At 42.9% G+C, this 15,068-nt stretch carries 16 protein-coding genes; 2 read left to right on the top strand and 14 right to left on the bottom strand.

The genetic code is table 11. The features are described 5' to 3' along the window. Positions 1 to 332: 332 nt before the first annotated feature. Positions 333 to 1,457, bottom strand: a complete 1,125-nt coding sequence (locus tag TW84_RS17105) for a hypothetical protein (RefSeq protein WP_045976833.1) — start codon at positions 1,455 to 1,457, stop codon at positions 333 to 335. Positions 1,458 to 2,069: 612 nt separating this feature from the next. On the opposite strand from TW84_RS17105, the gene ribD reads away from it, so the two are divergent. Further along, on the top strand, positions 2,070 to 3,164 hold the full coding sequence (gene ribD / locus TW84_RS17100) for a bifunctional diaminohydroxyphosphoribosylaminopyrimidine deaminase/5-amino-6-(5-phosphoribosylamino)uracil reductase RibD (RefSeq protein ID WP_045976832.1): 1,095 nt from the start codon (positions 2,070 to 2,072) through the stop codon (positions 3,162 to 3,164). Between the two features lie 63 nt (positions 3,165 to 3,227). On the opposite strand, the gene TW84_RS17095 is transcribed toward ribD, so the two are convergent. The 13 genes from TW84_RS17095 to TW84_RS17030 all read right to left on the bottom strand — a co-directional run bounded on the left by TW84_RS17095 (position 3,228) and on the right by TW84_RS17030 (position 14,347). Further along, positions 3,228 to 4,142, bottom strand: a complete 915-nt coding sequence (locus TW84_RS17095; RefSeq protein ID WP_045976831.1) for a LysR family transcriptional regulator — start codon at positions 4,140 to 4,142, stop codon at positions 3,228 to 3,230. Between the two features lie 131 nt (positions 4,143 to 4,273). Then, a complete protein-coding gene (locus TW84_RS17090) occupies positions 4,274 to 4,876 on the bottom strand; it encodes a nitroreductase family protein (RefSeq protein WP_045976830.1) in 603 nt (200 codons plus the stop codon). Positions 4,877 to 4,893: 17 nt separating this feature from the next. After that, positions 4,894 to 5,424, bottom strand: a complete 531-nt coding sequence (locus tag TW84_RS17085) for a DMT family transporter (protein WP_045976829.1) — start codon at positions 5,422 to 5,424, stop codon at positions 4,894 to 4,896. 162 nt (positions 5,425 to 5,586) lie between these two features. After that, a complete protein-coding gene (locus TW84_RS17080; protein ID WP_045976828.1) occupies positions 5,587 to 7,257 on the bottom strand; it encodes a WD40 repeat domain-containing protein in 1,671 nt (556 codons plus the stop codon). Between the two features lie 17 nt (positions 7,258 to 7,274). Then, on the bottom strand, positions 7,275 to 7,877 hold the full coding sequence (locus tag TW84_RS17075) for a GTP cyclohydrolase II (RefSeq protein WP_045976827.1): 603 nt from the start codon (positions 7,875 to 7,877) through the stop codon (positions 7,275 to 7,277). Positions 7,878 to 7,879: 2 nt separating this feature from the next. Beyond that, positions 7,880 to 8,887, bottom strand: coding sequence for a formylglycine-generating enzyme family protein (locus TW84_RS17070; protein ID WP_045976826.1), 1,008 nt, complete (start codon positions 8,885 to 8,887; stop codon positions 7,880 to 7,882). Between the two features lie 15 nt (positions 8,888 to 8,902). After that, a complete protein-coding gene (locus TW84_RS17065; protein WP_045976825.1) occupies positions 8,903 to 9,640 on the bottom strand; it encodes a class I SAM-dependent methyltransferase in 738 nt (245 codons plus the stop codon). Between the two features lie 1,395 nt (positions 9,641 to 11,035). Continuing rightward, entirely contained in the window at positions 11,036 to 11,479 is a 444-nt protein-coding gene (locus tag TW84_RS17055) for a MarR family winged helix-turn-helix transcriptional regulator (protein ID WP_045976823.1), read from the bottom strand. Then, positions 11,476 to 12,096 carry a DJ-1/PfpI family protein gene (locus TW84_RS17050; RefSeq protein WP_045976822.1) on the bottom strand — a complete coding sequence of 207 codons (621 nt, stop codon included), beginning with the start codon at positions 12,094 to 12,096 and terminating at the stop codon, positions 11,476 to 11,478. Before TW84_RS17050 ends, TW84_RS17055 begins: the two co-directional genes overlap by 4 nt. 101 nt (positions 12,097 to 12,197) lie before the next feature. Next, positions 12,198 to 12,605, bottom strand: coding sequence for a GFA family protein (locus TW84_RS17045; RefSeq protein ID WP_045976821.1), 408 nt, complete (start codon positions 12,603 to 12,605; stop codon positions 12,198 to 12,200). Between the two features lie 148 nt (positions 12,606 to 12,753). Then, positions 12,754 to 13,104: a hypothetical protein gene (locus TW84_RS17040; protein ID WP_045976820.1), complete on the bottom strand. Its 351-nt coding sequence runs from the start codon at positions 13,102 to 13,104 to the stop codon at positions 12,754 to 12,756. Positions 13,105 to 13,288: 184 nt separating this feature from the next. Further along, entirely contained in the window at positions 13,289 to 13,708 is a 420-nt protein-coding gene (locus TW84_RS17035; RefSeq protein WP_045976819.1) for a hypothetical protein, read from the bottom strand. Positions 13,709 to 13,894: 186 nt separating this feature from the next. Next, positions 13,895 to 14,347 carry an HPP family protein gene (locus TW84_RS17030; protein WP_045976818.1) on the bottom strand — a complete coding sequence of 151 codons (453 nt, stop codon included), beginning with the start codon at positions 14,345 to 14,347 and terminating at the stop codon, positions 13,895 to 13,897. 99 nt (positions 14,348 to 14,446) lie between these two features. Here TW84_RS17030 and TW84_RS17025 point away from each other — a divergent pair, with 99 nt between their 5' ends. Next, positions 14,447 to 15,010, top strand: coding sequence for a TetR/AcrR family transcriptional regulator (locus TW84_RS17025; protein ID WP_045976817.1), 564 nt, complete (start codon positions 14,447 to 14,449; stop codon positions 15,008 to 15,010). Positions 15,011 to 15,068: the final 58 nt, after the last annotated feature.

The raw sequence follows: 15,068 nt of genomic DNA, 5'->3' as shown, positions 1-15,068 counted from the left end.
GACCCACGCCTGGCTGCAAGCTTTCAGGAAGCGTTTGATCAACTTCAACAAGAAGGAGTCATTAAAGATCTGGCAGAAAAGTATGCTCCCAAATAGTTCCCCTCCCCCGTTCATTTCGCGTCGTATGATTTAGGGACAGACACCATAAGCTCAAACGCTAAAATTGGAAAAATAGAAATTGATTTAAGGACAGGCACCAAAAGATCCCCAAAAGACCCTAAGCTGACTGCCCTTTTGTCGCTAAGCGGCAGATGTGAATGCGGCTAGAAACGCAAAAAGACGTCCAACGACGTCTTTTTGGTGTGTGTCCCGAATATCTTTATCGAATATCTCTACTCTTGCTTTTTGTTATCTTTAAATTTACACACCTTACTAGTCTGGGCTGTATCCGTTTTGGGCTGCCCTATTTCTAGATTGCTAATTGCGAGCTGACTTGCTTCTAGGTCACTTCTCAGCAAGCTAATGTCTGACTTGATCTGGTTGTCCACCTTGGTCAGTAATTCAATCGCCTCACCATCAGGGTTCACATCTGTTGATGGCTGCTTTTTGACCTGTTGTATAGAGAAACTTATCTGGGAGTAATTGATAGATTTCACTTTACCTATAAGTTCTCCACCAGTGTCCATACAATGAATGGCTTCACGAATGTCGTTATCTGACAACTCACCTTTCATGATCTGCAACTGACGACGATGATAGAAAGGAGTGATGTAGGTTGAACCTGAATTTGCGCTTCTCATGAATAGTATGTCGCCACTCTGAAGATAAATTGACTTGGCGTTATCTGCATACAAGCCGCATGGCGTAAAGGTCATTTTGAACGAGGTCACGATATCATCTTTGAACATAGAGTTAACGGTCATATTACCAATATCATTGACGAGTTCTGTTACTTCTGGATTTTGAAGCGAAGTGCCAGAAAGTTTCACGAGCGACCTTGATAGAGTACTCAACTTTTTAAATGCTTCTTGTCCATTTTTTTTGTCAAACTCATGTACTTTCACTTCAAAAACAATGCTTTCGTTGCCATCGTTTTTACCTGTATAAACGGGTAAATTAATGAAGTTGGCTGGCTCACCTTTTTTTCTGCCATACGTTGTGTATACCAGATAATCTTGAATCGATGGTGTGTTCTTTCCACCGCTGACCGAAATGAAATAACCAAGCTCATTGTCGGACGTTTTTTTCGTCTCACCTTCGCTAAAGTTTTCCTTTGGACCATCTGCCCCACCCCAGAATACAGCGGAGTTTAGGATGATTTTAAACTCCTCATTTTCTTCAATACAACGGGACGGGTCAGGGTGGTGGTAATCTGGGCTATACGCTAGTTGATTTGAAGCTTTTGAAAAATAATACGTGGTTCCCACATACCTATCGTCCAGCGGGTTACTGCTACAACCCACTAATGTAGCGAGTATTGAACTAACAAAAACCACCTTCGCTCTTAAATTGACCATGCAATCATCCTTAATTGTTATGACGAATGACTTACTATGCACGAATACATAAAGCGTATGTGTATAAAAAGTGAAAATTGAGGCAATAGGCAAGTTAATCGGATACTTCACCTAGTCGTAAATGGCTAAGGGGCTCTAAAGGCACTTTTCTTAGCAACCCCTCCCCCCCATAGGTCTTCTTCGACTTTCCCTCCTTGTCTGAATCGTCATCATCGGGGAAGAAGACAATGTCAATAACCCTAGGTATACGTTCACAATGTGATCGTTAGCTTCTGGTTGAGTTGATTCGCTTTCTTCAATACAGCCCCCACTAGCTCCGCCCGACTTTGGACTTAAAGAAGTTAAAAGATCTAATATATTTTTCGTCAACTATTTTTGCATTACCAATATTTACAAATTAATAAATAAAGTGTTATTTATTAATAAATGGCAAACCTAACCCTTATATTCTTGATATATTTATTCCACTACAATAATAAATTGATATATTTATTTATCACTAAGCATTACCTTTTGAACTGCGTCAACTTGTTCGTGAATTATTAACTATTTAAATTTATCTAACATGATAACATTTGATAATTATATAAAGTTATTAAAGGCAAGGTTAGAATGCATAATAAATATATGCAATTGGCGTTACAGCAGGCGAGAAAAGGCTGCATGTCGACAACCCCGAACCCAAGAGTCGGTTGCGTGGTGGTTAAGAATGAGCAAGTCATCGCGACCGGATTCCATCAAGTTGCAGGAAGTGCACATGCAGAGGTCAATGCGCTAAAAGGCGACCTTGCTCAATACGAGGGCACCACTATTTATGTCACTCTAGAGCCTTGCTCTCACTTTGGGCGTACACCTCCTTGCTGTAACCTTCTTATTAGCGCTAAACCGAGTAAGGTTGTTGTCGCAATGCTAGACCCCAACCCTAAAGTGGCGGGCAGAGGTGTAAAAGCGATACAAGAAGCCGGAATTGCAGTAGAAGTAGGATGTTGTGAAGAAGAAGCGCTCCAACTCAATGAAGGCTATATACGCAGAATGCAAGGCTTACCGCCACGGGTTGTAGCCAAGGTGGCCGCGAGTCTAGATGGTAAAGTGGGATTAAAAAATGGCCACAGACTTGGGCTTATCAATGATAAGTCCCGCCACGATGCGATGCGGCTACGTGCAGAAAGTTGTGCTGTTATTACCGACATTGATAGCATGCTTGCCGACGACCCATTGCTGATTGCACGGTTCGAAACAGAGCATATCAAGCAACCTGACATTATTATTCTCGATTCCAAACTGAGTCTTCCAATAGACTCACGGGTCATCACACAACACTGCGACAGAAAAGTGATGGTTCTAACCACATCTCTCTCTGCACAACCAGAGAAAGAAAAGCGGCTGACTGACCTTGGCGTTACAGTGATCAAGGTTGAGCATTGTGAAGACAAGGTCTGTTTAAGCGACGTTAAACAGTGGTTAGCAAACACTGACTATCACAACATTTTGGTCGAGTCAGGGCCGACGCTAATATCAGAGTTTATTCAATCGAATATGTTAAATGAAATAGTCATCTACCAAGCACCTATATTACTCGGTCACGATGCGATAGAATTATTTACATGTAAAATAACAGCACTTTCTGCCGCACCAATTCTACAGCTTGATAAAATAGAAAATATCGAAAGTGATATTAAATTAACTTATAAATTTAATATCGACTGATCATTTGAGACGAGGATGGTGCTTCATATAAAAATAGTGATGGAGCACCAGAGTGGGAGTGTTTTATTTATTTTCAGTTGAGTTGAGTACTCTACTGATCATTTTTCTCAACCAAATATGAGCCGGGTCCGTCGCTTTTCTACGGTGCCAAATCATATCGAAGTCAAAGGTGTCAATGTGGAAAGGTGGCCGAAAAACCGTCAGCTGTTGATTACTATCGACCGATTCCAATGCTCTGGCTGCGACCGTTAGGATAAGATCCGTGCCGACCACTAACTCACCGGCTGTTCTCCAGTGCGGCAAGATCATACTGATGTTTCGTTTGTGGCCTATTTTGTTGAGTGACTGTTCAATTTCGTTATCAGTCCCTTCTCTCAACGCCACCAGCAGATGAGATCGCGCCAACCAAGCGGCTAAATCTAAATAACCACACTCGGGTATCGTTGAACTGTCGGCGACACAGACAAACTCTTCATTGAATAGCGTTTCGACTTGCAGCTCTTGACCTATTTCAGGAAATACGCCAAACGCAAGATCGGTTTCCCCATCAATAACACTAGCGATCATTGCATCTCTGCTGCCTTGTGTCACAACCAGCTTAATATTGGGGGCTATGGCTCTAATTTGTCGAGACAGTTCAGGCAAGATCACTTTCGCACCGTAGTCCGACATCGCAACGCGGAAAGTACGACTGGCCAGATTAGGGTCAAACTCCGGCGGTTCAAAGAGTGTCGTCAACTGAGAGAGCGCTTCGTCTAACGGTTTCAAAAGCTCCTCTGCTTTAGGCGTGAGCTCAAGTTTGCCAGACTTCCTAATCAGTAAAGGATCATCAAATGTTTTTCTTAGATAGGCCAACGAGTGACTCACTGCAGGCTGGCTTTTATTCAGCCTTACCGCTGCCCGTGAAATGTGTTTTTCAGACAACAATGCCTGTAAGGTAACCAAGTGATTAAGATCGACTCGTCTTAGGTAGTTCATATTATGCATTTGGATGACAACGATAACTTAACTCATTGTACAGAATATAAATTTCTAGACAAACCTATATTCGGTAAAGTCTTCTAGGTGAGTTTATGAGCTAGAACCGACAGCCCTAGCTCGTATGGAGTTTATTCAAACACAAGCTGTCGTTGCAGATCAGAAATGAACTCTTTATCGTCAGGCTGGTTTTCTATCGTACCAAATGGCATTTGGGCGATAAGCTTCCAGCTTTTAGGTAACTGCCACTCATTAGCTACTGCGGTGTCAATCAATGGGTTGTAGTGCTGCAGTGTCGCACCAAGATTCTCTTCAGCAAGTGCCGTCCAAACCGTTAACTGCGCCATTCCATTCGCCTGTTCAGACCATTTTTCAAAGTTGTCTGCATACAGAGGATAAGCTTGCTCAAGCTCTTTAATCACCTCGGTGTCTTCAAAAAACAATACCGTACCAAAACCAGAAGCAAAACAAGCATCAATTTTCGACGCACTGCTATCGAGTTCACTTGCCGTCAGCAATTTTCCTAACTCGTGTTTCACTAATGCCCAATGTCTTAAATGGTGATCGCCAAATAACACCACCACACGCGTACTTTGAGAGTGAAACGCAGAGGGTGTCAGCTTGACGGCATGGTTGATAAGCTCTGAAATGTAATCCTTAGCCAGAGTAACGTTGTTTCCTAAGCTATAAATAGAACGTCTTTTCTCTAAAATTGATAAAAATTGATTGTTCATCGTTATCCCTACTTGTTTTATTCCGCAATTGATATTTCTTGTGTCTTATGTTCAACCTTGGCTGAGAGTGTTGGCTTTTCTAGCGTAAAATACTGCACCAGTGCCATTCCTAATATAATGAGTAAAACGCCCATTATTCGGCCTAAGTTCATCTCTTTTGCTGGTAAGCCCATTAAGCCAAAATGATCAATAAATAGTGAAATAATGACTTGCCCAGTAATGACACAAACAATAAAGGTTGTCGCACCTAGCTTTGGTGTTAGGACTAACGCTGCTGTGATGTAGATAACACCAGCGACCCCACCAAACCAAGCCCACCAAGGTAAGCTGCCTATAGTGTCAACCTTCATAGCTGGCACTTTCAATGCGATTAAAATCGGTAATACCACAGACAAACTGATAACAAGCGACACCACTGTCGCCCATAAAGGATGCCCTAGCTCTTTACCAAGAAATGCGTTACTCCCGGCCTGAAAAGGCACTAATGCACCAGCAATAACAGCAATCAGTGAAAAAAGCACCAGAGTCATTGAAAAGTTATACGACATATTGCTCCCCTTGATAACTTTATTTGATTTTATTGTTACATGATTAGTTTCATTTATGAAATTCTAATAAAATATCTTTATTATTCGTTAGACGAATAATTTCAATTAAATAATATGACTCTAATCAAGGGAGAAAGGCTGCCAGAGGCAGCCTGATAGTGATTAGATAACGTAAGCTTGTCCATCATAAGAACTCGCAACAAATGATTGTTTGTCATTGCAATAAATCAAGCTCGAAATACCGCTGGTTGTTGGTTTAGTTAAAGGCGCCCATTTGCGTTCAACCGTATCAAATACCGCTACGCTACCCCCATAGCTGCCTGTAGCGAGATATCTTTCATCTTCACTGCTGGCGATACACTTTATTGAGTTCATATGCGGGCTGCTATAGCGCTGTGGTTCTCCGTCAATCCAAAGCGTTAACTTGAGATCCCGTCCGACACTCGCATACTGTTTGCCAAACGCCACACAAGCGTTGGAGATTTTCTCATGCGCTTCTGGCAGATAACTGGAAAGCTCAAAAGATTCAATGTCGTGGTATGCCGCAGCACCCGTAGCACATACGCTAAAGATCGTATCTCCGTTGGCTGACAACCCTTTTATCGCATTGTCGTGCATGGACAGCGTCCCGTAGTAAGCAATCGCGCCACTGTTATCGAGATTAAATAGCAACCCCTCTCCGGTGTAGGTACCTATCACCGCGAACTCAACACCTTGACGTGAAAATGTTGCACAGCAGTTTAGAGGCGAGTGATGCTGGTGGATCAGTTTGCCTGTTTTTGCGTCAAAAACTTTACCCATTTGCCCACCAGACAGTAGGTATTCACCAAATGGTTGTAGGAAGTTACACAAGCTACCCATCTCTTGAACTGGATTGCCGTCTATGGACAGTTTCCCTGCATCTCCAATCGCGTAGAGGCGACCTTCAATACTTGATACGGCATTCAAGCTGGTTGAGTCATCGATATGCTCCGTCAACCACTCATCGTCTGCGTAATTCCATATCGCATAAGTTGAACCAAACGTGACAAAAACTACGCGATCAGATCCTAGGAATGCGCAGCTACGAGGCCAGACAATACTTGGTAAGTCTGTTTGCGACTGCTGTACTAATTGCCCATCCACCAGTTGCCAAATAATCGCACTTCGGTCATAACTCAAACTGATGAGCTTGCGACTTGATTCGTCCCATACCACACGCTTTACACCGGCTTTATGTGCATTAATGTGTGTTTTTTGTTCGCCATCGATGACCGTTAATCGGCCTTCATCATCACCGGCAAAAATCTTTCCGTCACGGCTTAACGCAATGGTATCGGTCTCGACGCCACCCAAATCGATACAAGCAAGCTGTTGTCCGGAGTCCACATCCCAAGTACGAATGGTTCCGTCATCGCTACTTGAAATCAAAGACGACCCACAGGCTGACCAACTTACAGAAATAACATCAGCTTCATGTCCACGCATAACCTGGCGCGTCTCGCCATTGAGATCAAAAACCCGAATGGTATGGTCACGAGAACATGTCGCCACTAAACGGCTATCTGGCGAAAACTGCGACATTTCTACGTCATCAGTGTGACCATAAAGCACTGTTTTCAACCTTAAGTCAGGCAGTTGCCAGATGCGAGCACTATAGTCACTGCTTGAACTCACCAGGTATTGTCCATCTCCACTAAAGCTGCACTGATTGGCAAGATGATCATGGTTCACTTGATTAATCGGTGTATTGTCTAGTGCATTCCACAAAATCACACGGTTGTCATAACCCGCCGTTGCGATAAATTTATCCTTAAAGCTCGCGATCCCGCTGATTGAAGAAGTATGTTTCATTGTCATTGTCCTTATGTTTACAGCGCGATGGAGTGATTTTTTTTATCGGCTTTTGATTTTAGATATTTGTGATTGTGTTCTGTTAGATAGATACCTGAAGGGATAACCTCAATCACGTCGATCCCTAACGCTTTGAGTGTTGCCACCTTTTCAGGGTTATTAGTGATCACTCGACACTGAGAAACATTGAGCGCTTCCAGCATTCTTACTGCATCGGAAAAATCACGATCGTCTTCAGGCAATTGGAGATGAGTATTTGCCTCAAATGTGTCCAAACCCATATCTTGGAGGCGGTAAGCATCAAACTTTGAGTAAAGCCCAATACCTCGCCCTTCTTGACGAAGATAGAGTAATACACCGCCCTCTTGGCTGATCTTTTCTACCGCTTCATTAAGTTGGGGTCCACAATCACAACGTTGTGACGCAAAAACATCACCAGTCAAACATTCAGAGTGAATCCGAATGACTGGCACTGTGTCTGTGGCTAACTCACCAAATACCACCGCAAAGTGTTCTTCATTCCACTTTTCGCCTGAGAACGAATGGAAAAGACCTTTCTTGTTTTCACTTCCCATAGGGATAAGCACTGACGTTTTTACTTCAAGTTTGTTCGTATTCATTGTTATGCATCCTCTGCCAATCTAAATCCCATCACGTAGATATCCCTTGGAAAGGCTCCGTGGCGGCGGGTATTTCTAGTTAAGTCTCTAAAGCGTGAAAAACTGCCACCACGCGCAATTCGGTGGCAACCTAATTTGGTAACGAGATCGTCTTCAATAAAGTCAGCGCCCGGATATGGGGCATAGTCATCAGCAACAAACTCTTCAACATTGCCTGCCATGTCCATACAACCAAACGGGGAAGCAGCGTGACTAAACAAGCCAACAGGCGTTGTGGTCAGCACCCCAAACTCTGCCGTGTTACAGTGGTCAGCTAGGAACTCATTGCCCCAGGGATACTGATAGTTGTTTGGGCCTGCTGCCGCATATTCCCATTCAAATTCCGTCGGTAAGCGAAACTCACGGCCTGTTTTTCGATTGAGCCATTGAATATAACTTTCCGCATCTTCAACACTAATTCCCGTCACCGGGTGATTAGCACACTCCTGCGGATAACGGCCTAAAAACCAATGCTTAGGGATTCGTTGCTCTTCAGTGTCGCAAAGAAACGCTTTGTACTCTTGGTTAGTAATTGGGTATTTTCCGATGCGAAAATCACGCAGAGAAATTGAATGGCGAGGGGTTTCTTTCTCTATCCATATTCTCTCAAGTTTGAGATGCTCACAGCACACCATTACCTGATCAACTTGCTGCTCATCAAGCCCAACAGAAACCTGACCACCGGCGACGTCACACATTTCAGGATTGAACGTATCCAGTCGTGAGTCACCCTGGTAACAAAGTTGTTGACCAGCAAAATATCGAACATCAATGGCAGCATCTTTGCTTTCTAGGATTTCCGCCAGTTGCTGCGGTGTTTTATCCTTTAATAGTGAACGAATTTCCTCGTTAAAAACGAACTCACGCAATGGGGTGAAATGTTCTGGATAACCGAGGAGTTCTCTATCGGTCATTTCAGGACAAGCCGTTGCACTCAGTGCTGGGGTGTAATAATCTTCGTTGTACTTCATAACTCTATTTCCAAATTATAAAATACAAACTAAGCCAGTCTGCAGGCAGTTACTTTGGAAGGTATCCCAAAAGCCTTCAGGACGATTAGCAACATCTTGCTCTTGAAGTAATGGCTTCTGCCAGTAAAAGTCGCTAAATCCCGCTTCTTTGATCGCCTGCTCATAATCGGACTGGCTCCAGCGGAAGAATGTAAATGGGCTCGGTGGTGTCGTGACGAACTCAGCCGTGTGTTTATAGCCTTGCTGCCAAACCTCCTCTGTTTTGACATTGACCCCGTAGCGCTCAAAGTTACCTTCACCAAGAGAAAAATTAGGATCCACTGTATACGCAACAAGTTTACAACCCGGCTTTAAGTTATTGGCTACGTTTTTGAACATCGCTTTAAGCTGTTCAAGAGAGTTCGCATAGTTAAAAAGCCACGCCGCATTGACCAAGTCGAATTCACCTAACTTTTCCATTTCTGCCGCATTGCGTACATGATAGGTAATATCGCGTTGATTGGTATCTGCATACCCTTGAGCCAACTCAATCATGGTTTCAGAAATATCGATGCCGACGACTTTTCTCGCCCCCATCTGATAAAACCTATTCGCAAAGAAGCCATAACCACATGCCGCATCTAATACGTCCAGTCCATCAACATTTCCCACCATTGACATTATTGTTCGAACTTCAATCTCACGCTGCGCTGCTGATTTAGTAAATTCGCCAAATAGCTTCCCTATTGAGTCATAATCCGCAGTTGTTGACATTTAACTTTCTCCTCATTATTGGTATTTCAAATACTTATAATTTCCTTGGAAATCATTCTCTGTATGGATATCGGATATTATTATCAATGATCTTTTTTTATTAATTCCAATTCTTTTGACACATAAAAACTATTCACAATACGAATAAACAGACAAGGAATTCAGGCCATTTCATTAATTTTTCGGTCAAAAGATGGAGCTACGCTGTTGGTATCCCACTATCACTGAGTGGAATTTTGATTCACCTGTTCGGCATCTTCGATAAGCACGCACTTCCTTACTAGGCCTTGATATAGTTAGCATCGCTCGACATTTGATTGTGTTCGTTGCATTTGACTTAGCTAGTGATTATGCGAATTAACTACATAACCAATCATGACACCAATAAAATAAATCCAACAAAACAAATAAATGAAGTGAATGATATAAATTTCATGAATATTATGAGTTCTACCATGTTGATTAGTTGATGGTAATGCGTCGGATTGTGACATAGTGCAAATCCATGAGCCGGATATTTCAAATATCGAAACGACTCTTCAATGTGTATTCTTTGGTCTAATAACCACGTTATTTTTGCGCTATTTAGTACATGGTTGGGGATGTGGGTATAAGAAGCCAAGGCTCTTTTGCCCTCTGTTGAACACTTTCCTGACGAGTTCTTGTGGCACATACGACTATGTCAATGTGTGTTGCTTCCTTGCCGTTAATGTAAGCTCTGAGCCATCAATTAGCGTTTTATTTCCAAGCGTCTGAAATGTGATTGTTTTTTTAAGAATGCTGGGACATTAATTATCAAGAGTTTGCTGTAGGGTTTGGATATCGCGCTAAAATGCCGGTCACAGACTGATGGGCGATAAGTTATTGCGTCATTGAGGCTCAAATTGATGTGTTCAACAGCGCTAGTTGTCATAGTGAAGAACGAAACAAGCCGATTACTTTATTGTGTTTGATTGTCTAATTTTAACAGTAATAAACACCGTTATAATAATGGACACAGTGTATCCAATGATGGATATTGCTAGTGTCCTCGTGACAATGTCAGTTAAGTAATTATCAGGGTCACACTCGATAGAGATGTTGTATTTCAAATAAAACAGTATTTCGGTAAATGACAAAAACATTGCGATGGGGAATACAATCACAACTAATAAAATAGCAATCCACTTAGTCATACTTTAAATATCTTAATTATTAATAGATATACCAATTAATTGTATTGATATACCTTACGAAGGTGTTAAACACGGTCACTTAGGGACAGGCACCAAAAGCTTATACGTTGCTCGCACTCTGTCGCTGTGAGTGCGTCTAGAAACGAAAAAGACATCATCGGACGTCTTTTTGTTTTGATAGCGATACTGACAACCACCTGCTGTGATTTTCCCACCCTAGCTAAAGGGTTTTTAGCTTATCCATGGCTGCCGACAGCTCAGACGCGACTTGTGCCATTTTAGCCAGCTTATCTTCTCCTAATTCATCCACGAGCTGTTGCGCATAAGCGCTATGAAACGGTGTCAGCTTGGCTAACGCTTTATATCCTTCTTGTGTTGGCTGAAGGAGCATGGCTTTTCGATGCGACGGGTTGGCCAATGTTTCGAGTAACCCCTCGTCAATAAGCTGCTTGCTGGTTCTTTGCACACTTTGGCGCGTTATGCCCATTTGTCGCGCAATCTCGGCTTGTGTCAACGCAGAGTCGCCAACGGCCCCCAGCACCTGCCAGCGAGTAGCGGTAAGCCCAGCCTGAGTGGCAATACTTTCAGCAATTGATAGAAAGTGACCATGTAAAGAAAATACTGACAGAGCCAGTGTACTAAGGTGCTGTTTGGCTTCGCTCATTGGGCGTTGGACTCCATCAACTCATAAAAGCCAGCCAGATCTTTTTCTCCAAACAGCTTTATCCAAGCATTCAGCATGTCGTCTGAATAGATTTCAAGCTTACGGAATATTTCTACGGCAAAAGCCACTGGCTCAATACCACTGGCAGTAATGATGTATTCGCTTGAAACGGCCGGGGTTTCAACATAGTGTTGGCTTCCAGCATAACCTGTCATGGCTAAAAACTCTTTGGCATTACTGGTATGTGCCACATCGTCTAACAACCCACTTTTGGCTAAGGCCGCCGTCGCCCCACAGATAGCAGCAACACAGATGCCATGCTCGACAAAGCTTTTTGCCTTGTGGACGAAGTCATCGATTCCTCCAGTGGCAGCACTCTCGGATCCCGCCAAGATCAGCATTGCACTTTGGTCATAGTTCAGCTCGTTAAGCACCATATCAGGCAATAGGGTGATGCCGCCTTTGGTTTTGATCGGTTCTACGGTTCGGCCTACGGTTTTGATTTCGTAAGTCTGGGGATGTTTTTGAAACTCAGGAGAGTTGAGATGTGCCACAACATAACCGTATTCCCAGTCAGAAATACCATCATAAACCGCTAAATGAACAACTTTTTTCATGCTAACCTCGACAATAATGACAACAGGCTTACATAATGTAAGCCTGTTGTCATTGTGTCAAGTTATTCGTTGTCACAGCCAACGGTGGAAGATTTCTGAGTTTAACCTGGTAACCCTTCTATCATCGGAACCTTGTCTAAGTCTTGGTCCCACTCTGCCTTGCTAGCAACAAATATGTGAGCGTTTGGCTTGTTGGAGACTTTTGTGTCCATACTCCCCGCAGGTACCGCGATAAACGCCCCCTCCATTTGCACCGTTGGTAGCGCAGAGCCACAATTCGAACAAAAGCTCTTCACATGCCTTGTTGATGGCAAACTGTAGGTCTTGATGTGGTTTTCGCCTGATATCCACGTTAGGACGGCGCTAGACGAAAACAAGTTAGAAGCATGCGCTGAACCCGTATCTTTACGGCAGTATTGACAGTGGCACATGAAAAAACTTTCAAATTCACCGTCAACTTCAAACCTGACTTCACCGCAAAGGCATGACCCTTTATGTATTACACTCATTAAATACCACCAATCTAAAACATTGAAACCAACATACAGCGTCGGATATACCAACGCTGTGCACAAATTACCACCTAGAACGAAAACCCGACCATAGCAAAGCCAAATTATAACGTGTTGGTGGCCTGTTCTTTGAAGGGTTGTTCCATCAATCCTTCACGATCAAATGAGTCAACCTTTTTGACTTCAAGTTACATTCATCGGCGTAGACGACTGATACTCTCTTTCCCGCTGCATAGGCTGCCAACGCTGATGAGTATATTTCTTTGGATAGGTGGTCGGTAGAAGGCCACCAATAATATCCGTTTGAACTCGCACATCCCGCTGAGGTGTTATCAGTAGTCTCAGTGGTAATCGCAAATATTGAGTTATCGTGAATTTGAACAGAAACCACTTTAGAAGGTGTTGTCCACTGACCCGCAGACTTAGTCTCAGATATCGCACTCGTTGATAAGCAAACGCTGGCTAAAAACAGAGATACCTTGATTATATTTTTCATTTGCAGAACCTAATTTGAACATTGTAATAGATGGATGTTACTCGAATCGCTATTGTTAACAATACAAGCACATTCATCTATCATAGTTTGACATTAACTTACTGATAAATATTAATTAATAGCCACTATGATAAGGTAAGGAAGAATGTGCTTTTCATCGAATTTGATTCGCTAGACAGGTTGTCTAGATAGCCCTAGAAACTTCTGCTTCTGGATTCGTTTGTAAAAAGCTAGTCGCTCTAAACGCATTGATTAACAACAAGAATTGCGCGATTGCAAGTCCACTTGTTGTCTGGCCTTCGAGGGCATAAAAAGCGATGGCTTTCGCACCAATAAGGAAAAGTACCAAAGCCGCCGCCCAAACTTTTTCTTTCAGTATTAAGAGCCCGAGAACTGCAGACAGACCGTTGATGGCGTACAGCATCGGCACATTCACCTCATTAGCAAACGCATACAGATGAAACTTCACTGGAAAAAACAAGTGGCAAAAAGCCATCACAACAAGCGGCAGTAACAAAATGGCAAACGCTAACTTAAGGTACCACCTTGCCTGTTTATTGCTTTTAAAACCGACGGTGAGGCCATCATTTTTAGGTAAGCTCATTATTTCATTTATCCTTGCTAACACTGAATTCATATAAAAGACTGGGTAATTTACTATGTTTCATCGCTTTTTTATATGCAAAACATCAGCTCTCTGACTATTCATCTATCCAACCATCTGCGCCGCAATATTTAACGCCTATTTAACACGTCGATACCAAACGTAAGTGATCACGCCAAGGCTTGGTTAGGGTTTAAAGGGGTATTGTTGAATTTTTTGCAGTCCCTTGCCCATCAAAACTATCACGACGGTACCAACCAAAACAGGTGTCACTAAAAATGACCAGCCATGACCTGCCAACATAATTAAAAGTGGGTTGGCTCCTGCTGGCGGATGGGTCGTTTTAGAGATTAACATGCAGGTGATACCGAGCCCTGTTGCCATCGCTAAACTGACTGGAGAACTCCCCATATACTGAAAGAACAGGATACCAATACTTGCAGTGATCAAATGACCAAAAATGACATTTTTCGGTTGAGCAAGCGGACTCTGTGGCAATCCAAACACAAGGACAGCTGTCGCTCCAAATGGCGCCATCACCAACACTGTACTTTCCATATTAGTTTGCGCCATCAAAAGAAGACCAAGAGTAACCGCTGCTCCAACACCGGCAATTAATGCCGATACATACTGATTCATAAATACCTCACAAAAGTAGACCGACTTGTCTACTTTTTTATGGTAGACAGATCGGTCTACCCCTGTCAATATACATCGGTTAGATTTTGAGGCGTCTTTATGAGCAAGAAGCGAGACTTACTATTAAGCACAGCGTTAGAGCTGTTTTACCAACACGGCATTCATTCCATTGGGGTCAATGAAGTTATTAAGGTTTCTGGTGTGGCGAAAAAGACGTTATACAGCCACTTCAGCAGCAAAGAAGAGTTAATACTTAAGGCATTGGAGAGGAGGCACCGAACCTTTATGCAATGGCTAAAGTCGAAGCTTGAAAATACGGCCAACAACCGCGAATTAATCGACACCCTGTTTGCGTCTTTAGAAAGCTGGTTTAACAGTGAAGAGCCAGAATTAAGCAAATTCAATGGGTGTTTCTTTATTAATACTTCAGCTGAGTTCCATAACGCGAACAGTGAGATATCGCGCTATTGTCGTTTCCACAAAGCGGAAGTGCGCCAATTGATACAAAGTAAGTTAAGTGAGGGTTCAGAAGAGTTGCTCAATGCCATCTGTTTACTAAAAGAAGGCGCCATTACCACCACTTATATGACAGGCGAAAGCGCAGAAACCATAAAGAACAGTGTCAAGATTTTACATCAGCTTGAGTGCCAAACACCGCGTTGAATGGTGAGTCACGCGGTTAACTCATCGGTGCCATTGTGCCGCAGGCACTACAATCAAA

The organism is Vibrio neptunius, assembly GCF_000967495.1.
Lineage (GTDB): Bacteria > Pseudomonadota > Gammaproteobacteria > Enterobacterales > Vibrionaceae > Vibrio > Vibrio neptunius.
Note: the sequence above shows the minus strand (reverse complement) of the source record. Positions and strands in the feature narration are given on the sequence as shown.

Excerpts from the sequence above, each read along its gene's own strand:
- TW84_RS17105 (WP_045976833.1), bottom strand. The coding sequence starts at position 1,457 with ATGGTCAATTTAAGAGCGAAGGTGGTTTTTGTTAGTTCAATACTCGCT.
- ribD (WP_045976832.1), top strand. The coding sequence starts at position 2,070 with ATGCATAATAAATATATGCAATTGGCGTTACAGCAGGCGAGAAAAGGC.
- TW84_RS17095 (WP_045976831.1), bottom strand. The coding sequence starts at position 4,142 with ATGAACTACCTAAGACGAGTCGATCTTAATCACTTGGTTACCTTACAG.
- TW84_RS17090 (WP_045976830.1), bottom strand. The coding sequence starts at position 4,876 with ATGAACAATCAATTTTTATCAATTTTAGAGAAAAGACGTTCTATTTAT.
- TW84_RS17085 (WP_045976829.1), bottom strand. The coding sequence starts at position 5,424 with ATGTCGTATAACTTTTCAATGACTCTGGTGCTTTTTTCACTGATTGCT.
- TW84_RS17080 (WP_045976828.1), bottom strand. The coding sequence starts at position 7,257 with ATGAAACATACTTCTTCAATCAGCGGGATCGCGAGCTTTAAGGATAAA.
- TW84_RS17075 (WP_045976827.1), bottom strand. The coding sequence starts at position 7,877 with ATGAATACGAACAAACTTGAAGTAAAAACGTCAGTGCTTATCCCTATG.
- TW84_RS17070 (WP_045976826.1), bottom strand. The coding sequence starts at position 8,887 with ATGAAGTACAACGAAGATTATTACACCCCAGCACTGAGTGCAACGGCT.
- TW84_RS17065 (WP_045976825.1), bottom strand. The coding sequence starts at position 9,640 with ATGTCAACAACTGCGGATTATGACTCAATAGGGAAGCTATTTGGCGAA.
- TW84_RS17055 (WP_045976823.1), bottom strand. The coding sequence starts at position 11,479 with ATGAGCGAAGCCAAACAGCACCTTAGTACACTGGCTCTGTCAGTATTT.
- TW84_RS17050 (WP_045976822.1), bottom strand. The coding sequence starts at position 12,096 with ATGAAAAAAGTTGTTCATTTAGCGGTTTATGATGGTATTTCTGACTGG.
- TW84_RS17045 (WP_045976821.1), bottom strand. The coding sequence starts at position 12,605 with ATGAGTGTAATACATAAAGGGTCATGCCTTTGCGGTGAAGTCAGGTTT.
- TW84_RS17040 (WP_045976820.1), bottom strand. The coding sequence starts at position 13,104 with ATGAAAAATATAATCAAGGTATCTCTGTTTTTAGCCAGCGTTTGCTTA.
- TW84_RS17035 (WP_045976819.1), bottom strand. The coding sequence starts at position 13,708 with ATGAGCTTACCTAAAAATGATGGCCTCACCGTCGGTTTTAAAAGCAAT.
- TW84_RS17030 (WP_045976818.1), bottom strand. The coding sequence starts at position 14,347 with ATGAATCAGTATGTATCGGCATTAATTGCCGGTGTTGGAGCAGCGGTT.
- TW84_RS17025 (WP_045976817.1), top strand. The coding sequence starts at position 14,447 with ATGAGCAAGAAGCGAGACTTACTATTAAGCACAGCGTTAGAGCTGTTT.